Source organism: Streptomyces sp. Ag109_O5-10, assembly GCF_900105755.1.
Taxonomy (GTDB): Bacteria; Actinomycetota; Actinomycetes; order Streptomycetales; family Streptomycetaceae; genus Streptomyces.
On sequence record NZ_FNTQ01000001.1, the window covers coordinates 6,360,722 to 6,383,010 of the forward strand.

The following is a 22,289-nucleotide window of genomic DNA, read 5'->3' on the forward strand; positions in this document are numbered from 1 at the left end:
TCCCGCAACCCCCGTCGCCGTACCTCGCTCATCGCTTCTGTGCTCCGGCAAAGGTACCCGGCGGGTCAGGTGTGGCTGGGGGCCATGTCCTGCAGGCCCACCACCCGCAGCAGCTGCAGGCGTTCGTAGGACTCCGTGCCCGGGCGGGCCGTGTGGATGACGAGGTGCTGGTGGGTGGCGGTGTTGAGGAGGACCTCGCAGTCCAGCTCCAGGAGGCCGACCGCGGGGTGCAGGAAGCGCTTGGTGGTCGCGCGCCGTACCGCCACCTCGTGTTCGGACCACATGCGGGCGAACTCCTCGCTGCCGGCGAGGAGTTCGGCGACGAGGGCGGCCGGGACCGGGTCGGCGGGGCGGGCCGCGGCCACCGCGCGGAGGTTGGCCACGTGCTCGCGGGCGTGGGCCGGGCGGTCCTCGGGCGGGAACAGGTCGTGGGCCGTCGGGTCCAGGAAGTAGCGGCGGAGCAGGTTGCGGTCGCGCGCGGGGCGGGCCAGGACGTCGCCGCTCAGCGCCCGTGACATGGCGTTCTGGGCGAGGACCTCGCCGCAGTCGGTCGTCACCAGCGCCGGGGTGTCGTGCAGCCGGTCCAGGACCAGCAGCAGCCCCGGGGCGACGTGGGTGCCGGTCGCCTCCCGGCGCGGGGGTTCCTCGCCGGCCAGGTGGAACAGGTGGTCCCGCTCGTCGTCCGTCAGGCGCAGCGCGCGGGCCAGCGCCGTCAGCATCTGGCGGGACGGGTGCGGGCCCCGGGACTGTTCGAGGCGTGTGTAGTAGTCGGCGGACATGCCGGCCAGCGAGGCCACCTCCTCGCGCCGCAGCCCCGGGGTGCGCCGCCGGGCGCCCGGCGGCAGGCCCACGTCGGAGGGGTCCAGGCGGCTGCGGGCGCGGCGCAGGAAGTCGGCGAGTTCGGGACGGTCCATGCAACCAGGGTGGCCGCGGCCGCCCTGGTTATCCAGGGACTGCCGGTCCCCCGATCGGGAGGTCTCTCCCGGTGGCGGAGGTCCGGGGCGAGGGTGGTGGGACCAGAACGAAGGAGAAGGTCATGATCACTCTCGTCACCGGTACGACCGGACAGGTCGGGCGGCGGTTCGTGCCGCGGCTGATCCAGCAGGCCGAGGTCGGTGAGCGGGTAAGGGTCCTGGTGCGGGACGCGGCCCGCGGGGAGCCGTTCGCGGAGCTGGGCGCCGAGGTCGTCGTCGGCGACCTGCGCGACGAGGAGGTGCTCGGCAAGGCCGTCGCCGGGGCGGACGCCGTCGTGAACGTCGCCGCCGCCTTCCGCGGGGTGCCGGACGACGAGGCCCGCGCCGTCAACCGGGACGCGGCCATCGCCCTGGGCAGGGCCGCGGTCTCGGCCGGCGTACGGCGGTTCGTGCAGGTCAGCACCGGGCTCGTGTACGGCACGGGGCGGGGCCGCCCGCTGACCGAGGACGACGAGAGCCGGCCCGGCGGGTCCATGTGGGGCGCCTACCCCGAGTCCAAGGCGGCCGCCGAACGGGAGCTGCTCGCGCTGGAGGGTGGCATGGAGGTGCGCGTCGGGCGGCTGCCCTTCGTCTACGGCGAGGGCGACCCGCACCTCGCCGACGTCATGCGCTGGGCCGCGGACTGGGCACCGGTGCAGCGGCTGCACATGGGGCACCACGCCGACGTCGGGCAGGGGCTGCTGCGTCTCCTGTACGCGCCGGCGGTGAACGGGCCGGTGTACAACATCGCCGACGACTCGCCCGTCACGGCCGTGGACCTGCACCAGATCAACGGCGTCGAGCTGCCCGAGGACATGGGCACCCGCGGCGACCCCGACCCCTGGCTCGGGATCATGTCCACCGGGAAGATCCGCCGGGACCTCGGCTTCCGGCCGATCTATCCGAGCGTCTGGACGGCCCGGGACGCCGGGGCGCTGTAGGGGGGGCCGGGCCGAGCGCGGTGCCGGGGGTGCCGGGGTGCGCCGTCTGCCGTCTGGGGCGTCGTCGTGGCTGGTCGCGCAGTTCCCCGCGCCGCTTCGGGGCGCTGCGCGCCGGGGCGCTGCAGGGGGGCCGGGCCGAGCGCGGTGCCGGGAGTGCCGAGGTGCGCCGTCTGCCGGCTGCGGCGTCGTCGTGGCTGGTCGCGCAGTTCCCCGCGCCCCTTCGGTGCGCTGCGCGCCGGGGCGCTGCAGGGGGGCCGGGCCGAGCGCGGTGCCGGGGGTGCCGGGGTGCGCCGTCTGCCGGCTGCGGCGTCGTCGTGGCTGGTCGCGCAGTTCCCCGCGCCACTTCGGTGCGCTGCGCGCCGGGGCGCTGTAGGGGGGCCGGGCCGAGCGCGGTGCCGGGGGTGCCGAGGTGCGCCGTCTGCCGTCCGCGGCACCGTCGTGGCTGGTCGCGCAGTTCCCCGCGCCACTTCGGTGCGCTGCGCGCCGGGGCGCTGCAGGGGGGCCGGGCCGAGCGCGGTGCCGGGAGTGCCGAGGTGCGCCGTCTGCCGTCCGCGGCACCGTCGTGGCTGGTCGCGCAGTTCCCCGCGCCCCTTCGGTGCGCTGCGCGCCGGGGCGTCGTCGTGGCTGGTCGCGCGGTTCCTCGCGCCCCTTGTGGGGCGCTGCCGTCGCCGGAGGTGGTCAGTCGACCCCTCTGATCCGCCCAACCAGCCATGCCCCCGCCAGACCGATCACCGCCGAGACCAGGTACAGGGCGCGGTAGCCGCCGAGGTAGGTGACGATCGGGGCGGCGAGGGCGGGGGCGGCGACCTGGGGCAGGGCGTTGGCGACGTTGATGACGCCGAGGTCCTTGCCGCGGTCCAGGGCCTTCGGCAGGACGTCGGTCATCAGCGCGAAGTCCACGGAGGTGAACACCCCGAAGCCGACGCCCAGCACCGCCGCGGCCACGATCGCCCCGGGCCAGGTCTGCCAGACCGCCAGCAGGGCCGTCGCCACCGCCATCAGCATCCCCGACCAGATGACGAACGGCTTGCGGCGGCCCACCCGGTCCGACCAGACCCCGCCGGCCACGACCGTCGCCATCAGCGTCAGCCCGTTGACGGCGGTCAGGATCAGCACGCCCTGGCCGGGGTCGGAGTAGTGCAGGCGGTCGCGCAGGTAGTAGAGCAGGTAGAGCAGCACCAGCGCGTTGCTGAGGTTGATCAGGAAGCGGGTCAGCCAGGCCCAGCCCAGGTCCGGGTGGCGGCGGGGGCTCAGCCGGAAACCGGCCAGGAAGCCCCGCCAGGACCAGGGCGGCCGGTCCTCGGGCGCCAGCCGCAGGTCCGGGTGGCACAGCACGTACGGCAGCACGCCCAGCGCCGTGAACACCGCGCACGCCAGGTAGCCCGCCCCGATGCCCCCGGCGGCCGTCGCGAGCCCGGTGCCGCCGACCACACCGAGGATCTGCGCGGCCCCCAGCCAGCCGCCCACCGAGCCCCGCTGGAGCCGCGGCACCCGGTCCGGGACCGCCGCCGTGACCGCGGCGAACGCCGCGTTCAGGGTGAGCTGGACCAGGCACCAGCCCAGCATCATCGTCCCCATGCCGCCGGCGCCCGCGAGGACCAGCAGGGACAGCGCCCCGCCCGCCGTACCGGCGACGATCCACGGGGTACGGCGGCCCCAGCGGGACGTCGTACGGTCCGACAGCGCGCCGAAGACCGGGTTGGCGGCCAGCGACACCACCGCGCCGACGCCGGTCACCCACGCCAGCATCGTCTCCTTCGACATCCCGGAGCCGGGCGCGAAGTCCTTGGCCTGGGAGGCGAGCAGGATCTGCAGCGGGCCGTACCAGCCCACCCAGATCGCCCCGTTGGCCAGCGAGAGCGTCGACGTCCAGCCCCGGCCGACCCGCTCGACCGGCTCCGCCAGCGCGGCGGCCGGCTCAGCCGGCTCGCGGGCCGTCGTCATCTCTGCGCCCGCAGGAGGTCCCGGTACCAGGCGTACGACGACTTCGGCGTCCGCACCTGCGTCGCGTAGTCGACGTGGACCAGGCCGAAGCGGCGCGCGTACCCCTCGGCCCACTCGAAGTTGTCGAGGAGCGACCAGACGAAGTAGCCGCGCACGTCCACGCCGGCCTCGACCGCCCGGTGCAGGGCCCGGACGTGGCCGTCGAGGTAGGCGATGCGGTCCTGGTCGTCGAGGCCCTCGTAGGAGCAGCCGTTCTCGGTGATGACGACCGGCGGGAGGCGGTCGCCGTAGCGGTCGCGGAAGCCGGTGAGGAGTTCGGTGAGGCCCTCGGGGACGACCGGCCAGCCGAAGTCCGTCACCGGGACGCCCTCGATGTCCTGGACGGAGAAGGGGAGTTCGGCGGGGAGGGTGAGTCCGCCGAACTCGATCTCGGTGCCCTGCGGGGCGCCGACCTTGGTGGGGGCGTAGTAGTTGATCCCGTACCAGTCGAGGGGTTCGGCGATCACCTTCAGGTCGGCGGCGACGTCGCCGGGCATCAGGTCGCCCATGCCGTCCGGGTACTCGCCGAGCAGGACCGGCTCGGCGAACAGGCGGTTGAGGAGGAGGTCGTAGAAGGCGGCCGCCTCCAGGTCCGGCTGCTCCTGGGAGGCCGGCCAGGTCGGGCCGTGCGAGTTGGCGATGCCGATGTCGCCGGCGCCGGCCGCGCGCAGCGCCCGTACCGCCAGGCCGTGCGCGAGGAGTTGGTGGTGGGCGACCGGGAGGGCGTCGAACATCAGCTGCTGCCCGGGGGCGTGGGCGCCCAGGGCGTAGCCGAACAGGGTCTGCTCGGCGGGCTCGTTGAGGGTGATCCACTTCTTCACGCGGTCGCCGAGCCGGTCCGCGACCGTCGAGACGTGGTCGGCGAAGTGCGCCGCCGTGTCCCGGTCCAGCCAGCCGCCCTTCTCCTGAAGGGCCACCGGCAGGTCCCAGTGGAAGAGCGTCGGGACCGGGCGGACGCCGGCCGCGCACAGCTCGTCCACCAGCCGGTCGTAGAAGTCCAGGCCGCCCGCCGAGCGCACCCGCGGCCAGGAGACGGAGAAGCGGTAGGCGTCCACGCCCAGCCCGGCCAGGAGCGCCACGTCCTCGCGGTGGCGGTAATAGTGGTCGCAGGCCGTCGCCGCCGTGGAGCCGTCCTTGATCCGGCCCGGCTCCGCCTCGAACACGTCCCACACGGACGGCTCCCGCAGGTCGGCCGCGCCCTCGATCTGATGGGCCGAGGTCGAGACGCCCCAGAGGAAGCCGTCGGCGAACCGGGGGAAGGGATGGATCTGGTGGACCGCGTCTGTCGCCATGGCCGGGATCATCCTTACCCCCGGTAACGTAAGTCAACGCCCGGGCGTGAACTACCCGTTACGCGACGCGGTCACGCCCCCTCCTTCAACACCCGTGAGATCAGCTCGCGTTGCTCCTCCGACAGCCGCGGGTCGGCCGCGTACACCGTCCGTCCGTCCACCGTGATCTCGTACGCGAACCCGTCCGGCACGCCGGGCGGCGGGGCGCCCCGGCCGGCCGCGAGCGCGCGCTCGGCCAGGGCCTGCCACTCGGGGGCGTCGGGCCGGCCCGAGGTGTCCACCTCGGCCCGGCGCTCGATGCCCGCGAACCCGCCCGTGCGCCTCACCTGAATACGCATGGGTCCCTGTGTAGTACGGAACCGTGCGGTACGCACCCCCGCCCCCGCACGGTCAGGAGGCCTGCACGCCCACCTGGGCCCAGGCCTTGAGGGCCGCCTCGCTCTCCTCGCCCGCCTGGTAGCGGGTCCTGGCCGCGGCGACGGTGAGCTTCGCGAAGTCCGCGAACGTGGCGTCCGACCGCAGTTCGCCGCCGGTGAGGACGTCGTACCAGATCTGCCCGGCACGCTCCCAGGCGTTGCCGCCGAGGGCGGTGGCGAGCAGGTAGAAGGCGTGATTGGGGATGCCGGAGTTGATGTGCACACCGCCGTTGTCCCGGCTGGTCCTCACGTAGTGCTGCATCGTCGCCGGCTGCGGGTCCTTGCCGAGGCGCGGGTCGTCGTACGCCGTGCCCGGGGCCTTCATCGAGCGCAGCGCCACGCCGTGCACGCCCGGGGCGAGCAGCCCCTCGCCGATCAGCCAGTCGGCCTGGTCGGCGGTCTGGCCGAGGGAGTACTGCTTGATGAGCGAGCCGAAGACGTCGGAGACCGACTCGTTCAGGGCGCCGGACTGGCCGTAGTACTCCAGGTTGGCGGTGTACTGGGTGACGCCGTGCGTGAGTTCGTGGCCGATGACGTCGACGGAGGTGGTGAAGTCGACGAAGATCTCGCCGTCGCCGTCCCCGAACACCATCTGGTCGCCGTTCCAGAAGGCGTTGTCGTAGTTGACGTCGTAGTGGACGCTCGCGTTCAGCGGCAGCCCGTTGCCATCGATGGAGTCGCGCTCGTACGCCTTCAGGTACAGGTCGAAGGTGGCGCCGAGGCCGGCGTAGGCGCGGTTGACGGTCGCGTCCTGGCCGGGCTCGGTCCCCTCCGCGCGGACCTCGGTGCCGGGGAGGTCGGTGCGGTGCCCGGCGTCGTAGATCGTGCGGTGGGGTGTGCTGTCGGCCGCTGCCGGGGCGGCGGCGGCCGCCAGGGTGCGGACCGCCGTCACGCGGCGGCGGGTGCGGGCCGCGGAGTCGTGCTGCAGGGTGCGCAGCGCCGCGTCGGAGAGTGCCTGGTCCTCGTGCTGGGCGAGGTGGTCGAGGATGTGCGGCGGCACGATCCCGCAGAAGACGGGCGTGCGGCGGATGACGGGCTCAGAGCCCCCGTTGGTCGTCATGCACCGCACCTTCGCACCGAGTCACATGGCTGTCACTACCTGCAACCATGATTGGTGAAATACGGTGACAATTGATGACGCTCCGTGAGTGGCAGTGGTATGGCGCACGTTTTGTCCTGTTTCTCCGCGCGGTCCCGCATACTGATACGGCGCCCCGCGTCCGAAGGGGCTCGGCTAGCATGCGGAGCATCATGCGTTTCGGGCTGCTTCTTCTTAGCTGCCGCGGCGAGGGCCTGTAGTCCAGGTCGACTCCCTCCCCGCGGAGCTTCGCGTTGCGTCGTCGGCCGTCCTTCCGGACACCCACCAGGAGCCCCGCAATCATGGTCAACCGTCAGCAGCCCAGTTCCATGCCGGTCCACAAGTACGGCACGTACGACCAGGTCGACATTCCCGACCGCACCTGGCCCGGGAAGCGGATCACCGAGGCCCCCCGCTGGCTCTCCACGGACCTGCGTGACGGCAACCAGGCCCTGATCGACCCGATGTCGCCCGAGCGCAAGCGCCGGATGTTCGACCAGCTGGTCAAGATGGGCTACAAGGAGATCGAGGTCGGCTTCCCCGCCTCCGGTCAGACCGACTTCGACTTCGTGCGCTCGATCATCGAGGAAGAGGGCGCGATCCCGGACGACGTGACGATCTCCGTACTGACCCAGGCCCGCGAGGACCTGATCGAGCGGACCGTGGAGTCGCTGAAGGGCGCCCGGCGGGCCACCGTCCACCTGTACAACGCGACCGCCCCCGTCTTCCGGCGCGTGGTGTTCCGCGGCTCCAAGGACGACATCAGGCAGATCGCCGTCGACGGCACGCGGCTGGTGATGGAGTACGCCGAGAAGCTGCTGGGCCCGGAGACGGAGTTCGGCTACCAGTACTCGCCGGAGATCTTCACCGACACCGAGCTGGACTTCGCGCTGGAGGTCTGCGAGGCGGTGATGGACGTCTACCAGCCCGGCCCGGGCCGCGAGATCATCCTCAACCTGCCCGCCACGGTGGAGCGTTCGACGCCGTCCACGCACGCGGACCGCTTCGAGTGGATGCACCGCAACCTGTCCCGCCGCGAGCACGTGGTGCTCTCCGTCCACCCGCACAACGACCGCGGCACCGCCGTCGCCGCCGCCGAACTGGCGCTGATGGCCGGCGCCGACCGCGTCGAGGGCTGCCTGTTCGGGCAGGGCGAGCGCACCGGCAACGTCGACCTGGTCACCCTGGGCATGAACCTGTTCTCGCAGGGCGTCGACCCGCAGATCGACTTCTCCGACATCGACGAGATCCGTCGCGTGTGGGAGTACTGCAACCAGATGGAGGTCCACCCGCGCCACCCGTACGTGGGCGACCTGGTCTACACGTCCTTCTCCGGCTCCCACCAGGACGCCATCAAGAAGGGCTTCGACGCCATGGAGGCCGACGCGGCCGCGCAGGGTGTCACCGTCGACGACATCGAGTGGGCGGTGCCGTACCTGCCGATCGACCCGAAGGACGTCGGCCGCTCCTACGAGGCCGTCATCCGGGTCAACTCGCAGTCCGGCAAGGGCGGTATCGCCTACGTCCTGAAGAACGACCACAAGCTGGACCTGCCGCGCCGGATGCAGATCGAGTTCTCCAAGCTCATCCAGGCCAAGACGGACGCCGAGGGCGGCGAGGTCACCGGCGCCGACATCTGGGCGGTCTTCCAGGACGAGTACCTGCCGAACCCGGAGAACCCCTGGGGCCGCATCCAGGTGAAGACGGGCCAGTCGACCACCGACACCGACGGCGTGGACACCCTCACCGTCGAGGCCACCGTCGACGGCGAGGACACCGTGCTGACCGGCTCCGGCAACGGCCCGATCTCCGCGTTCTTCGACGCGCTGCAGGGCCTGGGCATCGACGTACGTCTCCTGGACTACCAGGAGCACACGATGAGCGAGGGCGCCTCCGCGCAGGCCGCCTCCTACATCGAATGCGCGATCGACGGCAAGATCCTGTGGGGTATCGGCATCGACGCGAACACGACGCGTGCGTCGCTGAAGGCGGTCGTCTCCGCCGTCAACCGCGCCACGCGATAGCCCCCTGACCGGCGGTTTCGGGGCCCTGATCAGCTCTCGTGGCGATCAGGGCCCCGTCGTTTCCCGGCCATCTCGATGTGCAGGTCACGGACTGGTCTCGTACGGGGTACTGACTCCGGCTCCTCCATGTGGCTAACATCACGCCAGCGGTGGCGATGTTGCCACGGCGTTACGGAGGTGCGACGTGCTGCCAGTACGGGGACGAGACTGCCGAACCGCCAGGCCTGCCCGGATTCTGGGCACCCGCACCGCCTGGACACCCGTCGGCGACGGGGAGTTCTTCTGCCCCGGCTGCGGCGGTGACCGCAACTACCAGCGGCTCACCGGCCGGCGCCGCTTCACCCTGCTGGGCGTGCCGGTGCTGCCGCGCGGCACCACCGGCCCGGTCGTGGAGTGCGCCGCCTGCCGCCACCACTACGGCACCGACGTCCTCGACCACCCCACCACCTCCCGCTTCTCGGCGATGCTCCGCGACGCCGTGCACACCGTCGCCCTCGCCGTCCTGGCGGCCGGCGGCACCGGCGCCCGTACGGCCCTGGAGGCGGCGGTGGGCGCGGTCCGCGCCGCCGGTTTCGAGGAGGCCACCGAGGACCAGCTGGAGGCGCTGGTCGAGGCCCTCGTCGCGGACACCGGGCGGGTCTTCGAGCAGCCGTACCGGGCGAGCCTGGCGATAGAGCTGCACGAGGCACTCGACCCGCTCGCCCCGCACCTCGCCCCCGCCGGACGGGAGGCACTGCTCCTCCAGGGCGCCCGGATCGCGCTCGCCGACGGCCCCTACACCAACGCCGAACGCGAGGTCCTCGGCACGGTCGGCGCGGCCCTGACCATCTGCGCCGACGACGTGAGCCGGCTCCTGGCGGCGGCCCGCACACCGTCGTGAGCCCCGCGGGCCCGGCGCGCGGCGACCGGCGGCCGTTCACCCGGTTGGCCGTACGGGACCTGGCGGATCGTCACTGCCCCTGCGTACGGCCGCCGTTGACACCCGCCGTGCCGGTCCGCGTCGCGTTTCACGACGTCAGCCGGGTGCGCGGCGGCTCGACATGAGCCGCCCCACGGCCTGACGGCACGCCGGACCGTCCGTCCGGCCGGCCGGTGCGGGAGTGCGGTGCGGGCCGCACCGGGAGCAGGATGAGAAGCGTGAGTCATGTGTCTCCTGTGACCCGTGCCGGCCGGTTCTCGCTCGCCGCCGCGCTGCTGCTCGGGGCGTTCACGACCGGGCCCAGGGCCTGGGCGGCGGCCGGCTGCGAGTCCTCCGTGCCGTACGTCTCCGGCGAGGGCGGCTACGTCCAGTTCCGCATTCCGGCCGTCGTCCGCAGCGGGCGCGGCACCCTGCTCGCGTTCGCCGAGGGCCGGCACTCCACCACCGGGGACAGCGGCGACATCGACGTCGTGCTGAGACGCTCCGCCGACGGCGGCTGCACCTGGGACCCGCTCCGCGTGGTGGCCGCCGGTGACGGGGACACCCGCGGCAACCCGGCGCCGGTGGTGGACCCGCGCAGCGGCCAGATCGTCCTGGTGACCTCGTACAACGACGGCTCGGTGAACGAGGACCAGATCATGCGCGGCCAGGTCACCGGGGCGCAGAGCCGCCGGGTGTACGTGCAGCGCAGCAGCGACGACGGTCGCCACTTCACCCGCCCGCACGAGATCACCGCCCAGGTGAAGCCTTCCGGCTGGCGCTGGTACGCGACCGGCCCCGGGCACGCCGTCGCGCTCACCCGGGGACCGCACCGAGGGCGCCTGGTCGTGGCCGCCGACCACTCCGCCGCCCCGCGCGCCGGCTCCGCCGACACCGGCCGGGAGGCCAGGTACTACGGCGGCCACGCGATCTACAGCGACGACGGCGGCCACAGCTGGCACCTCGGCTTCGTCGACGACTCCTACACCGGCCACGACAACGCCAACGAGACGACCGCCGCCCAACTCCCCGACGGACGCCTCTACTTCAACGCCCGCGACCAGAACGGCTCCAGCCCGGGCAACCGCCTGGAGGCCTGGTCGAGCGACGGCGGCGAGACCCTGGACGCGCCCTACTCGGTCCAGCCGACCCTGTCCAGGGTCCCGGTGGTCGAGGGCTCCGTCCTGCAGCTCCCGGGCGCCGAGGGGCCGCTCCTCTTCTCCGCCCCGTCGGTCCCCACGGCCCGCCGGACCATGGCCCTGTGGACCAGTGCCGACCAGGGCATCACCTTCGAGAAGTACCTCACCCTGTCCGACCTGAAGGCCGCCTACTCGGACCTCGTCCAGATCGACAGGCGCACGGTGGGGGTGCTGTACGAGACGGGCACCAGGACGGCGTACGACACGATCGAGTTCCGGCGGGTCACGGCACCCTGAGCGCAACGGCCTTCGTCCGCCGGGCAACCGAATCCACGGATCCGGCGGTCTGGAGGGCGAGGGGGTGGCTGATGCAGGCCGAACTAGAGGCCCAGTTCCAGGAATTCGTCAGAGCACGGTGGTCGCAGCTGGTGCGGACCGCCTATCTGCTCACCGGTGACCCGCACCATGCGGAGGACCTGACGCAGACCGCGCTGGCGAAGGCCTACCGGTCCTGGCGGCGCGTCTCCCGGACCGACCATCCGGAGGCGTACGTCCGCCGCATGCTGGTCAGCTGCAACAGCGACCGGTTCCGCAAGCGCCGGGTCGCCGAGTCGCTGACCGACGTGCCGCCGGAGCGCGCGGGGTACGACGACGCCGTGTCCCGGGCCGACGAGCGCGGCATGCTGCTCGCGGCCCTGGCCGGGCTGCCCCCGCGGCAGCGCGCGGTGGTGGTGCTGCGGTACTGGGAGGACCTGTCCGAGGGGGAGGTCGCCGAGGTGCTCGGCTGCTCCCCGGGCACGGTAAAGAGCCAGGCGTCCAAGGGCCTGGCGAAGTTGCGTACGGTTCCGGGGCTCGCGCAGGCCATGAGCCACGCGGCGCCCGTGCAGGGAGGCAGCAGGTGAGCGGTCAGAAGCAGGGCGGGGCGGCCGAGCCGGAGTTCGAGGCGCGGGTGCGGGCGCTGCTGGCCGGGGACGCGTCCCTGGTCCGGCCGTCACCGGTGCCGTATCCGGAGATCCGGCGCCGGGGCGTGCTGGAGCGACGGCGGCGCCTGGCCGTGGGCGGGGCGGCGCTGGCGGCGCTCGCGGTCGTGCCGGTCGGGGCGTACGCGCTGGGCGGCGGCACCACGACGAGCCCGGCCGGGCCCAGCCCCACGGTGCTGGCCAGCGAGCGCCCGGCCCCGACGAGCCCCACGGGGCCGACGAGTCCGACGGGCCCGGCCACCGCGTCCGCCCCGGCACCGTCCGGGACCCCGACGGCCCCCGCGACGGCCTCGGCCCCTTCGACCACGGCACCGACGGCCCCGGCGCACCCGGCGTCCGCCGCGCAGCAGCTGCTGGACGGGATCACCTTCGACCAGGCCGCCACCGGACTCGGCAAGTGCCTCGACTACAACAAGGCGCACCGCCTCCCCAAGGACCCGACCTACACCGACCTCGGCAAGCCGGCCGACTACCGGATCGTCCTGGCGATGCGCAGCACCGGGGACTCCAACGCACCCGGCGACGGCTACTTCGTGGTCGCGGTACGGGAGAAGCCGGCGCCGGCCCGGCTCATCTGCAACGTCAAGGACGGTGCGGCCTCCGGTCTGAACACCAGCATCGGGGACCCCTTCGGCGGCGCGCGGACGCCCGTGGCCCCGGACATGAACAGCGGCAAGCTGTACCAGCAGACGATCCTCGACAAGGGCGCCTGGAAGCTGCCGTTCCGCTGGGGGATCATCGGCGGCTACCGCCCCTCGGTGGCCACGATGACGGTCTCCTACGGCGGCGACGCGGGCGAGGTGGTCCTCGACCACGGCTGGTTCGTCGCCACCGGCACCCTGCACAAGCAGGTCACCGCGGCCCCGCACCTGAAGGGCTACGACGCGGCGGGCAAGCTCGTCTACGACTCCGACCACGACGCGTCGTACGAGAAGACCCTGCCGTAGCCGGTGGCGCCGGTCAGCCGGTGCCGACCCCGTGCAGCAGGTTGGCGACCAGCCGGTCCGCGAACTCCTCGGTGAGGGGTTCGTCGGGCAGCAGCAGGCGGTGGTAGCAGGCCCCCCAGAGCTGGTCGACCAGGACCTGGGGGTCGGCGTCGGCGCGCAGCTGGCCGCGGTCCTGGGCGCGCCGCATCGCCGTCACGGCCAGGTCGCGGCGCGGCCCCGTGTAGCGCTGGAGCAGGGCGGCGGACAGGTCGGGGTCGGTCTGCGCCTGGCCGATGAGCCCGCCGATGACCCGCCCGGCCGGCGTCCCGGTGAGCAGCCGGACGAAGGCGCGGACCTGGGACGTCAGGTCGGCCTCGATGTCGCCGGTGTCGGGGAAGGCGAGGACGGACTCGACGGCGTGGAAGTAGCCGTCGAGTGCGAGCGTGCCGCGCGAGGGCCACCACTTGTGCAGGGTCGTCTTGCTGACCCCGGCCTCCTGGGCGACCCGCTCGAAGGTGAAGGCCGCCAGCCCGTCGCGCAGGAGCAGCGCGCCCGCGGCGGCGAGCACGTCGGCCCGCACCTCGTCCGCGGGGCGCCGCCCGCGCCCCCGCCGCACCGGCGTCCCTTCCGTCCGCTGCTCCATGCGCTGCCTCCCGACCACGTTCCCGCTTATATGGACTCAGCGTACATTAATTGTCTCGCGGGCCATCGGGGCCGTGACGTGCCGCAGGCCGCTCGTCTGCCGCGCCGCCCTCGTGGCTGGTCGCGCAATTCCTCCCCCAGTCTTCGGCCCGGGGGACCCCCAGCGCCCCTCGGGCTCCTCCTCGCGCGGGGCCGTGGTCGCCCGGCCGGCGGCTCCCGCGTAGCACCCCGGCGCCGGCCGCCACTCGGGCGGCCGGCGCCAACTTCCGCGCGGAGGCGGCCGCGTGGACCCCGCCGCGGCGGTGCCATTGGTCCCACCTCTGACGGTTTACGCCATTCGCGCGCCTTGCCTTGACCGTCCCCGAACCCTTTCTTATGGTCGCGCTAACACCGGACGTCCGACGTCTCCTTTCCCCCACGCTGGAGGCACCGTGCGCGACCAGGCGGCCCACGGCCGCAGGACGTTCCTGAAGCACGCCGGGGCCCTGGGCGCGGCAGCCTCGCTGACGACACTGACGGCGTGCGGCCCCAAGTCCACGATCGACCTCGGCGGCAGCGGCTCCGACCGCACCCTCACCGCGGTGATCGGCTACGGCAACGACGGCAGCTGGGACCCCACCCAGACCGCGTCCGCGTTCGCGATGGCCGCCAACAACCACATCTACGAGGGCCTGGCCGACACCGACCCGATCACCCGCGCCCCCTACCCGGCGCTGGCGACCCGGCTGCCCACCGACGCGAACGCCACCACCTGGCGGTTCACCCTGCGCTCCGGGGCCACCTTCCACGACGGGAAACCGGTCACCGCCGACGACGTGGTCTTCGTCTTCGACCGGATCCTCGACCCGGGCACCCAGACCCTCGCCCAGGGCTTCTTCGCGAGCTGGCTGAAGGAGGCCCGCAAGGTCGACGCCCGGACCGTCGACCTGGTGCTGAGGTTCCCCTTCCCGGACGGCGTCGCCCGCCTCACCCTCGCCAAGATCATGCCGGCGCACGTCTTCTCCCGGCCCGGCGCCTGGGACGACGCGATCAAGGGCCTCGCGGTCGGCTCCGGACCGTACCGGCAGACCGGGCACCACCCGAAGTCCAACACCACCTTCGCCGCGTACGACCCGTACAACGGCCCCCGCAGGCCCGCCTTCCGGAAGATGAACTGGCTGACGATCGTCGACGCGGCCTCCCGCGTGGCGCGGATCTCCGGGACCGGCGCCGGCGCCCAGATCTCGGACAACATCCCCTACGCCAACATCCCCCGCCTGGAACAGGGCGGCCTCTCGGTCGGCGGCGGTGCCGGGATGAACAACGCGTTCCTGATGTTCAACACCCAGCACAGACCCTTCGACGACGTCCGGGTCCGCCAGGCCCTGCACTACGCCATCGACAAGGAGAAGATCGTCGAGGTCGCCCTCAAGGGCCACGGAAAACCGGCGAGTTCGTTCCTGAACGAGACCAACCCCGCCTACCGCAGGGCGAGGACGGTCTACGGCCACGACCCCGACAGGGCGAAGGCCCTCCTGAGGGCGGCCGGAGTCGGCGGCCTGCGCGTGAACCTCCTCGCCTCCAACGTGAGCTGGCTCGTCGACTGCCTGCCCACCATCAAGTCGTCCTGGGACGCGATCGGCGTCGCCACCACCCTGTCCCCGCAGGAGACCACGGCCGTGTTCACCAAGATGGACCAGAAACAGGACTACCAGGTCGTCGCCGCCGTCTCGAACCCCAACCAGTTCGGCCTCGACGCCGACCTGATCATGCACTACAACTACGGCCCCCGGAACCTGTGGATGGGCTACGCCCGCTGGGCCGACAACGCCGTCGCCAGGCAGCTCTTCAAGGACATGGACGCGGCCACCCGCGAACCGGACCCGGACAAGAAGAAGACGATGATCCAGGAGTACATCGACGTCGTCGCCGAACAGGCCGTCCTCTACCCGGTCGTCCACAACGAGCTGATCACCGCCTGGGACCCGCGCAGACTCACCGGCATAAGGGCACAGCCCTACCCGGGCATCAACGTCCTCACCGCCAAGTGGGTCTGACCGCATGACCGCCGTCCTGCGCATCCTGCTGCGCCGCACCGCCCTGCTGGTGCCCCTGCTGCTCGGCATCGCCCTGTTCGTGTTCCTGGTGATGCGGTTCTCCGACGTCGACCCGGCGTCCGCGTTCTTCCAGGGCGCCAACCCCACCCCGCGGCAACTCCACGACTTCCGCGCCCGCAACGGCCTCCTCGACCCCCTGCCGCTGCGCTACGTCCACTTCGTCGGCGGCCTCCTCCACGGCGACCTCGGCACCAGCGCCCTCACCCGCACCCCGGTCCTCGACCAGGTCCTCACCGCCCTGCCGCTCACCCTCCAGCTGACCTTCCTCGGCCTCGGCATCGCCGTCGTCCTGGCCCTCGCCGGCGGCGTCACCGCGGCCATCCACCGCGACCGCTGGCCGGACCAGGTCATCCGCGTCCTGTCCCTGGTCGGGGTCGCCGCCCCCGCCTTCTGGCTGGCGCTGCTCATGATCCAGTACCTGGCCGTCGACCGCGGCTGGTTCCCGGCCGGCGGCTACATCAACCCCGAGGACTCCGTCACCGGCTGGCTGAGGACCATGGCCCTGCCCGCCCTCGCGCTCTCCCTCCCCGTGGCCGCCCAGCTCACCCGGATCGTCCGCACCTCGGTGGTCGAGGAACTCGACAGGGACTACGTCCGCACCGCGATCGGCAGCGGCCTGCCACCCCATGTCGTGGTCGGCCGCAACGTCCTGCGCAACGCCCTGGTCAACCCGATGACCGTGCTCGGCCTGCGGGTCGGCTATCTGCTCGGCGGCGCCGTCGTCATCGAGACCATCTTCGCCCTGCCCGGCATGGGCAAGCTGATGATCGACGCCGTGCAGAACGGCGACCCCGCCGTCGTCCAGGGCGTCGTCCTCACCACCGCGACCGGCTTCGTCGTCGTCAACCTCGTCATCGACATCCTCTACCTGCTGGTCAACCCGCGCCTGAGGGAGGCCACATGACGACGTACACCCGCGCGGCCCTCACCACCGCCCTCGCCCGCCCCGGCGTACGGCTGCGCAGACTGTCACCGCTGTCCAAGGCGGCCCTCGCCTTCCTGACCGTGATCGTCCTCGTCGCGGTGTTCGCCCCCCTCCTGGCCGCCGACGACCCGCTCGCCCAGCAGGCCCCCGTCGACGGCACCGGACACCCCTCCGGCGCCCACTGGATGGGCCAGGACAGCCTCGGCCGGGACGTACTCAGCCGGCTGATGTACGGCGCCCGCTGGTCCCTCGCCATCGGCCTCGGCGCGACCGGCCTCGCCCTGGTCGCCGGCGCCCTGCTCGGCGCCCTCGCGGCCACCTCCCGCAAGGCCGTCGACGAGACCCTGATGCGCTGCCTGGACGTGGTCATGGCGTTCCCCGGCATCGCCCTCGCCGCCGTCCTCGTCGCCGTCTTCGGCGCCGGCATCACGGTCCTGATCTGCGCGATCGCCTTCCTCTTCACCCCGCCGGTGGCCCGGGTCGTGCGCGCCAACGTCCTCGACCAGTACGGCGAGGACTACGTCACCGCGGAACGCGTCATCGGCGCCCGCACCCCGCACATCGTCGTCCGCCACGTGGCGGTCAACTGCCTGGCCCCCGTCCTCGTCTTCTGCACCGTCCAGGTCGCCGAGGCCATCGTCTTCGAGGCCTCCCTGTCCTTCATCGGCGCGGGCGTGCGGCCCCCCGAACCGTCCTGGGGCAGCGTCATCGCCGACGGCAAGAACATGGTCCTGACCGGCGGCTGGTGGGCCACCCTCTTCCCCGGCCTGCTCATCCTCCTCACGGTCCTCTCCCTCAACGTGCTCTCCGAGGGCGTCTCGGACGCGTGGGCGTCACCGGCGGGCAGAGAGGTGGAGCCGACGGAGCCCGTGGAGGTACTTGAGCCGGGGGCGGCCCTGGAGCTGCCCTCCTTGACCGAGGCGGCCGACCGGCTACGACGGCGTGCCCGCCCCCTGCCCTCCCGGGAAGGACCGCCGGTCCTGTCCGTGAAGAACCTCACGATCGCCTTCCCGGACCGTCACCGGGGCACGAACATCGTGAACGGCATCAGCTTCGACATCTACCCGGGTGAAGTCCTGGGCCTGGTAGGGGAGTCGGGCTGCGGGAAGTCCCTGACGGCCCTGACGGTCATGGGCTTGCAGCCGAAGGCGGCACGGGTGGCGGGCCGAATCGATTTCCACGGCGGTGAGGGAACGCGCCCCAAAGGGGCGCGGGGAACTGCGCGACCAGCCCCCACGGACCCGCAGCCGCCGGTGGACCTGACCACCCCCCACCGCCGCCTCCTCGGCCACGAGATCGCGATGGTCTACCAGGACGCCCTGTCCTCCCTGAACCCTTCCATGACGGTCAGCGCACAGCTCAAACAGCTGGTGAGACGCGGGGGCCACCACACGCCGGCCGAGTTGCTCTCCCTCGTCGGCCTCGACCCCACCCGCACCCTGCGGAGCTACCCCCACGAACTCTCCGGCGGCCAGCGCCAGCGCGTCCTCATCGCCATGGCCCTGTCCCGGGACCCCCGCCTGATCATCGCCGACGAACCCACCACCGCCCTCGACGTCACCGTCCAGGCCCAGGTGATGGAGCTCCTGCTCCGCCTCCGCGAGGAACTCGGCTTCGCGCTGATCCTCGTCTCGCACGACCTCGCCCTGGTCGCCGACGTCACCGACCGGGTGGTGGTGATGTACGGCGGCCAGATCGTCGAGACCGGCGTCACCGCCGAACTGGTCGGCGCCCCCACCCACCACTACACGCGCGGCCTGCTCGGCAGCGTGCTGTCGCTGGAGTCCGGGGCCGAGCGGCTCACCCAGATCAGGGGCGTGGTCCCGTCGCCCGCCGACTTCCCCGCGGGGTGCCGCTTCAGCGACCGCTGTCCGGCGGCGAGCGGGATCTGCCGTACGACACCACCCGGTCTCACCGGCACCCCCACCCACACCGCGGCCTGCCACCACCCGGCCGTCGACCTGGCGGCGAGCGCGGAGGCGGTCACATGAGCGCGGTGCGGCTGACCGGCGTCGACGTGGTCCACCGGGCCCGCGGCGGAGGTCTGTTCGGACGGGACCGGGTGTACGCGCTGACCGGCGCCGACCTCACCGTGGCGCCCGGCGAGACGGTCGGCGTGGTCGGCGAGTCGGGGTGCGGGAAGTCGACGCTGGCGAAGGTGCTGGTCGGCATCCAGCGGCCGACGGCCGGCACGGTCACCTTCCACGGCCGGGACCTGTGGGCGATGCCGCAGGGCGAACGCCGGACGACGGTCGGCGCGAGCACCGGCATGGTCTTCCAGGACCCGTCGACGGCCCTCAACCGCCGCCTGCCCGTACGCCGTGTCCTGCGCGACCCGCTGGACGTCCACGAGCGTGGCACGAAGGCCGAACGGGAAGACAGGGTAAGGGAGTTGATGAGCCTCGTGGGCCTGCCCCGGGCGCTCGCCGAGGCGCTGCCCGGCCAGCTCTCCGGCGGCCAGCGGCAGCGCGTCGCGATCGCCCGCGCCCTCGCCCTGGACCCCGACCTGGTGGTGGCGGACGAACCGACCAGCGCGCTGGACGTCTCGGTCCGCGCCCAGATCCTCAACCTCCTCCTCGACCTGCGCGAACGCCTCGGCCTCGCCATGGTCTTCGTCTCCCACGACATCCAGACGGTACGGCGGATGAGCGACCGGGTGATCACCATGTACCTGGGCCGGATCGTCGAGGACACCCCGGCCGCCGACGTCACCGGCCACGCCCGGCACCCGTACACCCGGGCCCTGTTCTCGGCCACCCCGGGTCTGCTGAACCCGATCGACCCCATCCCGCTCACCGGTCCGGTGCCCTCGGCGACCCGGCCGCCGTCCGGGTGCCCGTTCCGCACCCGCTGCTGGCGGGCGGACGACGAGTGTGCCGTCCGCATGCCTGACTTCTCGGCCGCGTCACGGCCCGGTCACCGCTACCGCTGCCACCACCCCGTGGATGCTGTGGAGGAGGACCAGCCGAGCCACAGCCTGCCCAGGGAGACCTGATGACGCTGCCCGCCCCGCTCACCGGTGTCGTACCGCCCCTCTGCACGCCCCTGACACCGGACCGCGAGGTGGACGTCACCTCCCTGCGCAGGCTCGTCGACCATCTGACCGCGGCCGGGGTGGACGGCCTGTTCGTGCTCGGGTCGACGTCGGAGGCGGCGTACCTGACGGACCGGCAGCGCAGGCTGGTCACCGAGACGGTGGCCGGCCACGTGGCAGGCCGGCTCCCGGTGCTGGCGGGCGTGATCGACATGACGACCCCCCGGGTCCTGGACCACGTCGCGTCCGTCACCGCGGCGGGCGCGGACGCGGTCGTCGTCACCGCCCCCTTCTACACCCGCACCCACCCCGCCGAGATCGCCCGCCACTTCTGTCTGGTCGCCGAGCGGTCCCCGGTCCCGGTCGTCGCCTACGACATCCCGGTCGCCGTCCACACCAAGCTCCCCGCCGGCCTGGTCCTCGAACTCGCCGCCGAGGGGGTGCTGGCCGGACTGAAGGACTCCAGCGGCGACCTGGCGGGCTTCCGCGAGGTCGTCACCGGCAGCAGGGGCCTGTCCGGCTTCAGCGCGCTGACGGGGTCCGAGCTGACCGTCGACTCGGCCCTCGCGCTGGGCGCCGACGGGGCGGTCCCGGGCCTCGCCAACGTCGACCCGGAGGGCTACGTCCGCCTGCACCGCCTGTGCCGCGCGGGCGACCAGGACCGGGCGCGGGCCGAGCAGGAGCGGCTGTGCGGCCTCTTCCGGATGACCGGCGTCGGTGACCCGGCCCGGATGGGCGGCAGCTCGGCGGGGCTCGGGGCGTTCAAGGCGGCGCTGCACCTGCGCGGGGTGATCGACTGCCCCGCCACCGCCGAGCCCCAGGTGCCGCTCTCCCAGGAGGAGACCGAGTGCGTGGCGAAGTACCTCGCGGGCGCCGGCCTGATGTGAACGCCGTCCCGGAGCCCGGGACAGACTCCGGCCGAGTCTAGGCACGCAGCGCCACACCGGTGATGCGAAGCGTGAAATTCCCAGGGACGGGGGAGCCAGGTGAGGTGAACGCGATGAACCTCCCCATCGGCTCCTGTGCCGTCGACACCCGTACCGGACGGCTGGGCATCGTCATGGGCCACGAGGGCCCCTACGTGCAGTTGCGGCCGTACGGGGGAGGCCGGGAGTGGGACGCGCCCCCGGACGCCGTACGCGTCGCCACCCAGGCCGAACGGCTCGGCGCGGCCACCGCCCACGCCCGCAGCCGCGGCGAGGCCTCCTGAAGTCAGCCTCGCCCGGCGCGCCCGTCCGGCGGCAGGGCAGAATGGGCCCATGAGCCTGTTCCGCGACGACGGCATCGTGCTGCGCACCCAGAAGCTGGGTGAAGCGGACCGGATCATCACCCTGCTCACCCGCGGGCACGGCCGGGTGCGGGCGGTGGCCCGCGGGGTGCGGCGGACGAAGTCGAAGTTCGGGGCCCGCCTCGAGCCCTTCTCCCACGTCGACGTGCAGTTCTTCGCCCGGGGAAGCGAGCTGGTGGGGCGCGGGCTGCCGCTGTGCACGCAGAGCGAGACCATCGCACCGTACGGCGGCGCGATCGTCACCGACTACGCGCGGTACACCGCCGGGACGGCCATGCTGGAGACCGCCGAGCGGTTCACCGACCACGAGGGCGAGCCGGCCGTGCAGCAGTACCTGCTGCTCGTGGGCGGCCTGCGGACCCTCGCCCGCGGCGAGCACGCACCCCATCTCGTCCTCGACGCCTTCCTGCTGCGCTCCCTCGCCGTCAACGGCTACGCGCCCAGCTTCGAGGCCTGCGCCAAGTGCGGCATGCCCGGCCCGAACCGCTTCTTCTCGGTCGCCTCGGGCGGCAGCATCTGCGTCGACTGCCGGGTGCCCGGCAGCGTCGTACCCTCGCCGCAGACCCTGGTTCTGCTCGGCGCGCTGCTTACGGGAGACTGGGAGACGGCGGACGCGGCCGAGGCCCGGCACGTCCGGGAGGGCAGCGGGCTGGTGTCGGCCTACCTGCACTGGCATCTGGAGCGCGGGCTGCGCTCGCTCAGGTACGTGGAGAAGAGCTAGCCGGAAGCTAGCGGGAAAGCCCAGAGGGAGACGAGAAGCACATGGTCGTACGCGGGATCCTGGGACGCCGGCGCCGCGAGTACAAGGCGCCGGAACCGCACCCGTCCGGCGCCCGCCCGCCGAAGCTCCCGGGCGAGCTGGTCCCGAACCATGTGGCGATCGTCATGGACGGGAACGGCCGCTGGGCGAAGGAGCGCGGGCTGCCGCGCACCGAGGGCCACAAGGTCGGCGCCGAGCAGGTCCTCGACGTGCTCCAGGGCGCGATCGAGATGGGCGTGCGCAACATCTCCCTGTACGCCTTCTCCACCGAGAACTGGAAGCGCTCGCCCGAAGAGGTCCGCTTCCTGATGAACTTCAACCGCGACTTCATCCGCAAGTCCCGCGACCAGCTCGACTCGCTGGGGGTCCGGGTGCGCTGGGCGGGCCGGATGCCCCGGCTGTGGAAGTCGGTCGCCAAGGAACTCCAGGTCGCCCAGGAGCAGACCAAGGACAACGACCTGCTCACCCTGTACTTCTGCATGAACTACGGCGGCCGGGCCGAGATCACCGACGCGGTGCAGGCGATCGCCGAGGAGGTGAGGGCGGGCCGCCTCGACCCGTCGAAGATCACCGAGAAGACCATCCAGAAGCACATGTACTACGGCGACATGCCGGACGTGGACATGTTCCTGCGGCCCAGCGGCGAGCAGCGCACCTCCAACTACCTGATCTGGCAGAGCGCTTACGCCGAGATGGTCTTCCAGGACGTGCTGTGGCCCGACTTCGACCGCCGTGACCTGTGGCGGGCGTGCGTCGAATTCGCCTCCCGCGACCGGCGGTTCGGCGGCGCCATCCCCAACGAGGAGCTGCTGGCCATGGAGGCCCGTACCGAGGAGAACCCCTCCGGCAGCTGACCGCCACTCGGCGTTCATGAGGGCCGTCGGGGAACCAGGCGCGAGCCGACGGCCGGCTCA

Annotated in this window: 20 protein-coding genes; 14 read left to right on the top strand and 6 right to left on the bottom strand. The window is 72.6% G+C overall.

Annotation, left to right across the window (positions count from 1 at the left end; translation table 11 throughout):
* Positions 1–65 precede the first annotated feature (65 nt).
* Positions 66–914 (bottom strand): helix-turn-helix transcriptional regulator, encoded by an 849-nt coding sequence (locus BLW82_RS28990; protein WP_093503200.1) that lies wholly within the window; start codon positions 912–914, stop codon positions 66–68.
* Positions 915–1,036: 122 nt separating this feature from the next.
* Between BLW82_RS28990 and BLW82_RS28995 the strand changes: the two genes are divergently transcribed.
* Positions 1,037–1,894 carry an NAD-dependent epimerase/dehydratase family protein gene (locus BLW82_RS28995; RefSeq protein ID WP_093503202.1) on the top strand — a complete coding sequence of 286 codons (858 nt, stop codon included), beginning with the start codon at positions 1,037–1,039 and terminating at the stop codon, positions 1,892–1,894.
* A 678-nt stretch (positions 1,895–2,572) separates the two neighbouring features.
* On the opposite strand, the gene BLW82_RS29000 is transcribed toward BLW82_RS28995, so the two are convergent.
* From BLW82_RS29000 to BLW82_RS29015, 4 genes are read right to left on the bottom strand one after another with little or no spacing between them, the layout of a single operon-like run.
* Positions 2,573–3,838, bottom strand: coding sequence for an MFS transporter (locus BLW82_RS29000; RefSeq protein ID WP_093503204.1), 1,266 nt, complete (start codon positions 3,836–3,838; stop codon positions 2,573–2,575).
* Positions 3,835–5,181: a GH1 family beta-glucosidase gene (locus BLW82_RS29005; protein WP_371131429.1), complete on the bottom strand. Its 1,347-nt coding sequence runs from the start codon at positions 5,179–5,181 to the stop codon at positions 3,835–3,837. The genes BLW82_RS29000 and BLW82_RS29005 overlap by 4 nt, the downstream gene beginning before the upstream one ends.
* Positions 5,182–5,240: 59 nt before the next feature.
* The gene (locus tag BLW82_RS29010) at positions 5,241–5,507 is read right to left on the bottom strand and encodes a protealysin inhibitor emfourin (protein WP_093503208.1); all 267 of its coding nucleotides are present in this window, start codon (positions 5,505–5,507) and stop codon (positions 5,241–5,243) included.
* 52 nt (positions 5,508–5,559) lie between these two features.
* Positions 5,560–6,645, bottom strand: a complete 1,086-nt coding sequence (locus BLW82_RS29015; protein ID WP_093503210.1) for a M4 family metallopeptidase — start codon at positions 6,643–6,645, stop codon at positions 5,560–5,562.
* A gap of 320 nt (positions 6,646–6,965) precedes the next feature.
* Between BLW82_RS29015 and leuA the strand changes: the two genes are divergently transcribed.
* The 5 genes from leuA (at position 6,966) to BLW82_RS29045 (ending at position 12,651) form a co-directional block, all read left to right on the top strand.
* Positions 6,966–8,687, top strand: coding sequence for a 2-isopropylmalate synthase (gene leuA, locus BLW82_RS29025; RefSeq protein WP_093503212.1), 1,722 nt, complete (start codon positions 6,966–6,968; stop codon positions 8,685–8,687).
* Positions 8,688–8,871: 184 nt separating this feature from the next.
* Entirely contained in the window at positions 8,872–9,567 is a 696-nt protein-coding gene (locus tag BLW82_RS29030; RefSeq protein ID WP_093503214.1) for a TerB family tellurite resistance protein, read from the top strand.
* 275 nt (positions 9,568–9,842) lie between these two features.
* Positions 9,843–11,021, top strand: a complete 1,179-nt coding sequence (locus tag BLW82_RS29035) for a sialidase family protein (protein WP_371131512.1) — start codon at positions 9,843–9,845, stop codon at positions 11,019–11,021.
* A 71-nt stretch (positions 11,022–11,092) separates the two neighbouring features.
* Positions 11,093–11,626, top strand: a complete 534-nt coding sequence (locus BLW82_RS29040) for a SigE family RNA polymerase sigma factor (protein WP_093503218.1) — start codon at positions 11,093–11,095, stop codon at positions 11,624–11,626.
* Positions 11,623–12,651, top strand: coding sequence for an RAD23 family protein (locus BLW82_RS29045; protein WP_093503220.1), 1,029 nt, complete (start codon positions 11,623–11,625; stop codon positions 12,649–12,651). Before BLW82_RS29040 ends, BLW82_RS29045 begins: the two co-directional genes overlap by 4 nt.
* A 13-nt stretch (positions 12,652–12,664) precedes the next feature.
* Here BLW82_RS29045 and BLW82_RS29050 read toward each other — a convergent pair whose 3' ends face one another.
* Positions 12,665–13,273 carry a TetR/AcrR family transcriptional regulator gene (locus BLW82_RS29050; protein ID WP_093503222.1) on the bottom strand — a complete coding sequence of 203 codons (609 nt, stop codon included), beginning with the start codon at positions 13,271–13,273 and terminating at the stop codon, positions 12,665–12,667.
* A gap of 430 nt (positions 13,274–13,703) precedes the next feature.
* Here BLW82_RS29050 and BLW82_RS29055 point away from each other — a divergent pair, with 430 nt between their 5' ends.
* The 8 genes from BLW82_RS29055 to BLW82_RS29090 all read left to right on the top strand — a co-directional run bounded on the left by BLW82_RS29055 (position 13,704) and on the right by BLW82_RS29090 (position 22,229).
* A complete protein-coding gene (locus tag BLW82_RS29055; RefSeq protein WP_093503224.1) occupies positions 13,704–15,308 on the top strand; it encodes an ABC transporter substrate-binding protein in 1,605 nt (534 codons plus the stop codon).
* 4 nt (positions 15,309–15,312) lie between these two features.
* A complete protein-coding gene (locus BLW82_RS29060; protein ID WP_093503226.1) occupies positions 15,313–16,272 on the top strand; it encodes an ABC transporter permease in 960 nt (319 codons plus the stop codon).
* Positions 16,269–18,284: a dipeptide/oligopeptide/nickel ABC transporter permease/ATP-binding protein gene (locus BLW82_RS29065; protein WP_093503228.1), complete on the top strand. Its 2,016-nt coding sequence runs from the start codon at positions 16,269–16,271 to the stop codon at positions 18,282–18,284. Before BLW82_RS29060 ends, BLW82_RS29065 begins: the two co-directional genes overlap by 4 nt.
* Positions 18,281–19,288 (top strand): oligopeptide/dipeptide ABC transporter ATP-binding protein, encoded by a 1,008-nt coding sequence (locus BLW82_RS29070; protein WP_093503230.1) that lies wholly within the window; start codon positions 18,281–18,283, stop codon positions 19,286–19,288. The genes BLW82_RS29065 and BLW82_RS29070 overlap by 4 nt, the downstream gene beginning before the upstream one ends.
* Positions 19,288–20,214, top strand: a complete 927-nt coding sequence (locus tag BLW82_RS29075) for a dihydrodipicolinate synthase family protein (protein WP_093503232.1) — start codon at positions 19,288–19,290, stop codon at positions 20,212–20,214. The genes BLW82_RS29070 and BLW82_RS29075 overlap by 1 nt, the downstream gene beginning before the upstream one ends.
* Positions 20,215–20,327: 113 nt before the next feature.
* On the top strand, positions 20,328–20,537 hold the full coding sequence (locus BLW82_RS29080) for a hypothetical protein (protein WP_093508346.1): 210 nt from the start codon (positions 20,328–20,330) through the stop codon (positions 20,535–20,537).
* A 49-nt stretch (positions 20,538–20,586) separates the two neighbouring features.
* Positions 20,587–21,336, top strand: coding sequence for a DNA repair protein RecO (recO, locus tag BLW82_RS29085; RefSeq protein WP_093503234.1), 750 nt, complete (start codon positions 20,587–20,589; stop codon positions 21,334–21,336).
* Between the two features lie 41 nt (positions 21,337–21,377).
* Entirely contained in the window at positions 21,378–22,229 is an 852-nt protein-coding gene (locus tag BLW82_RS29090; protein WP_093503235.1) for an isoprenyl transferase, read from the top strand.
* The last annotated feature ends 60 nt before the right edge of the window (positions 22,230–22,289 follow it).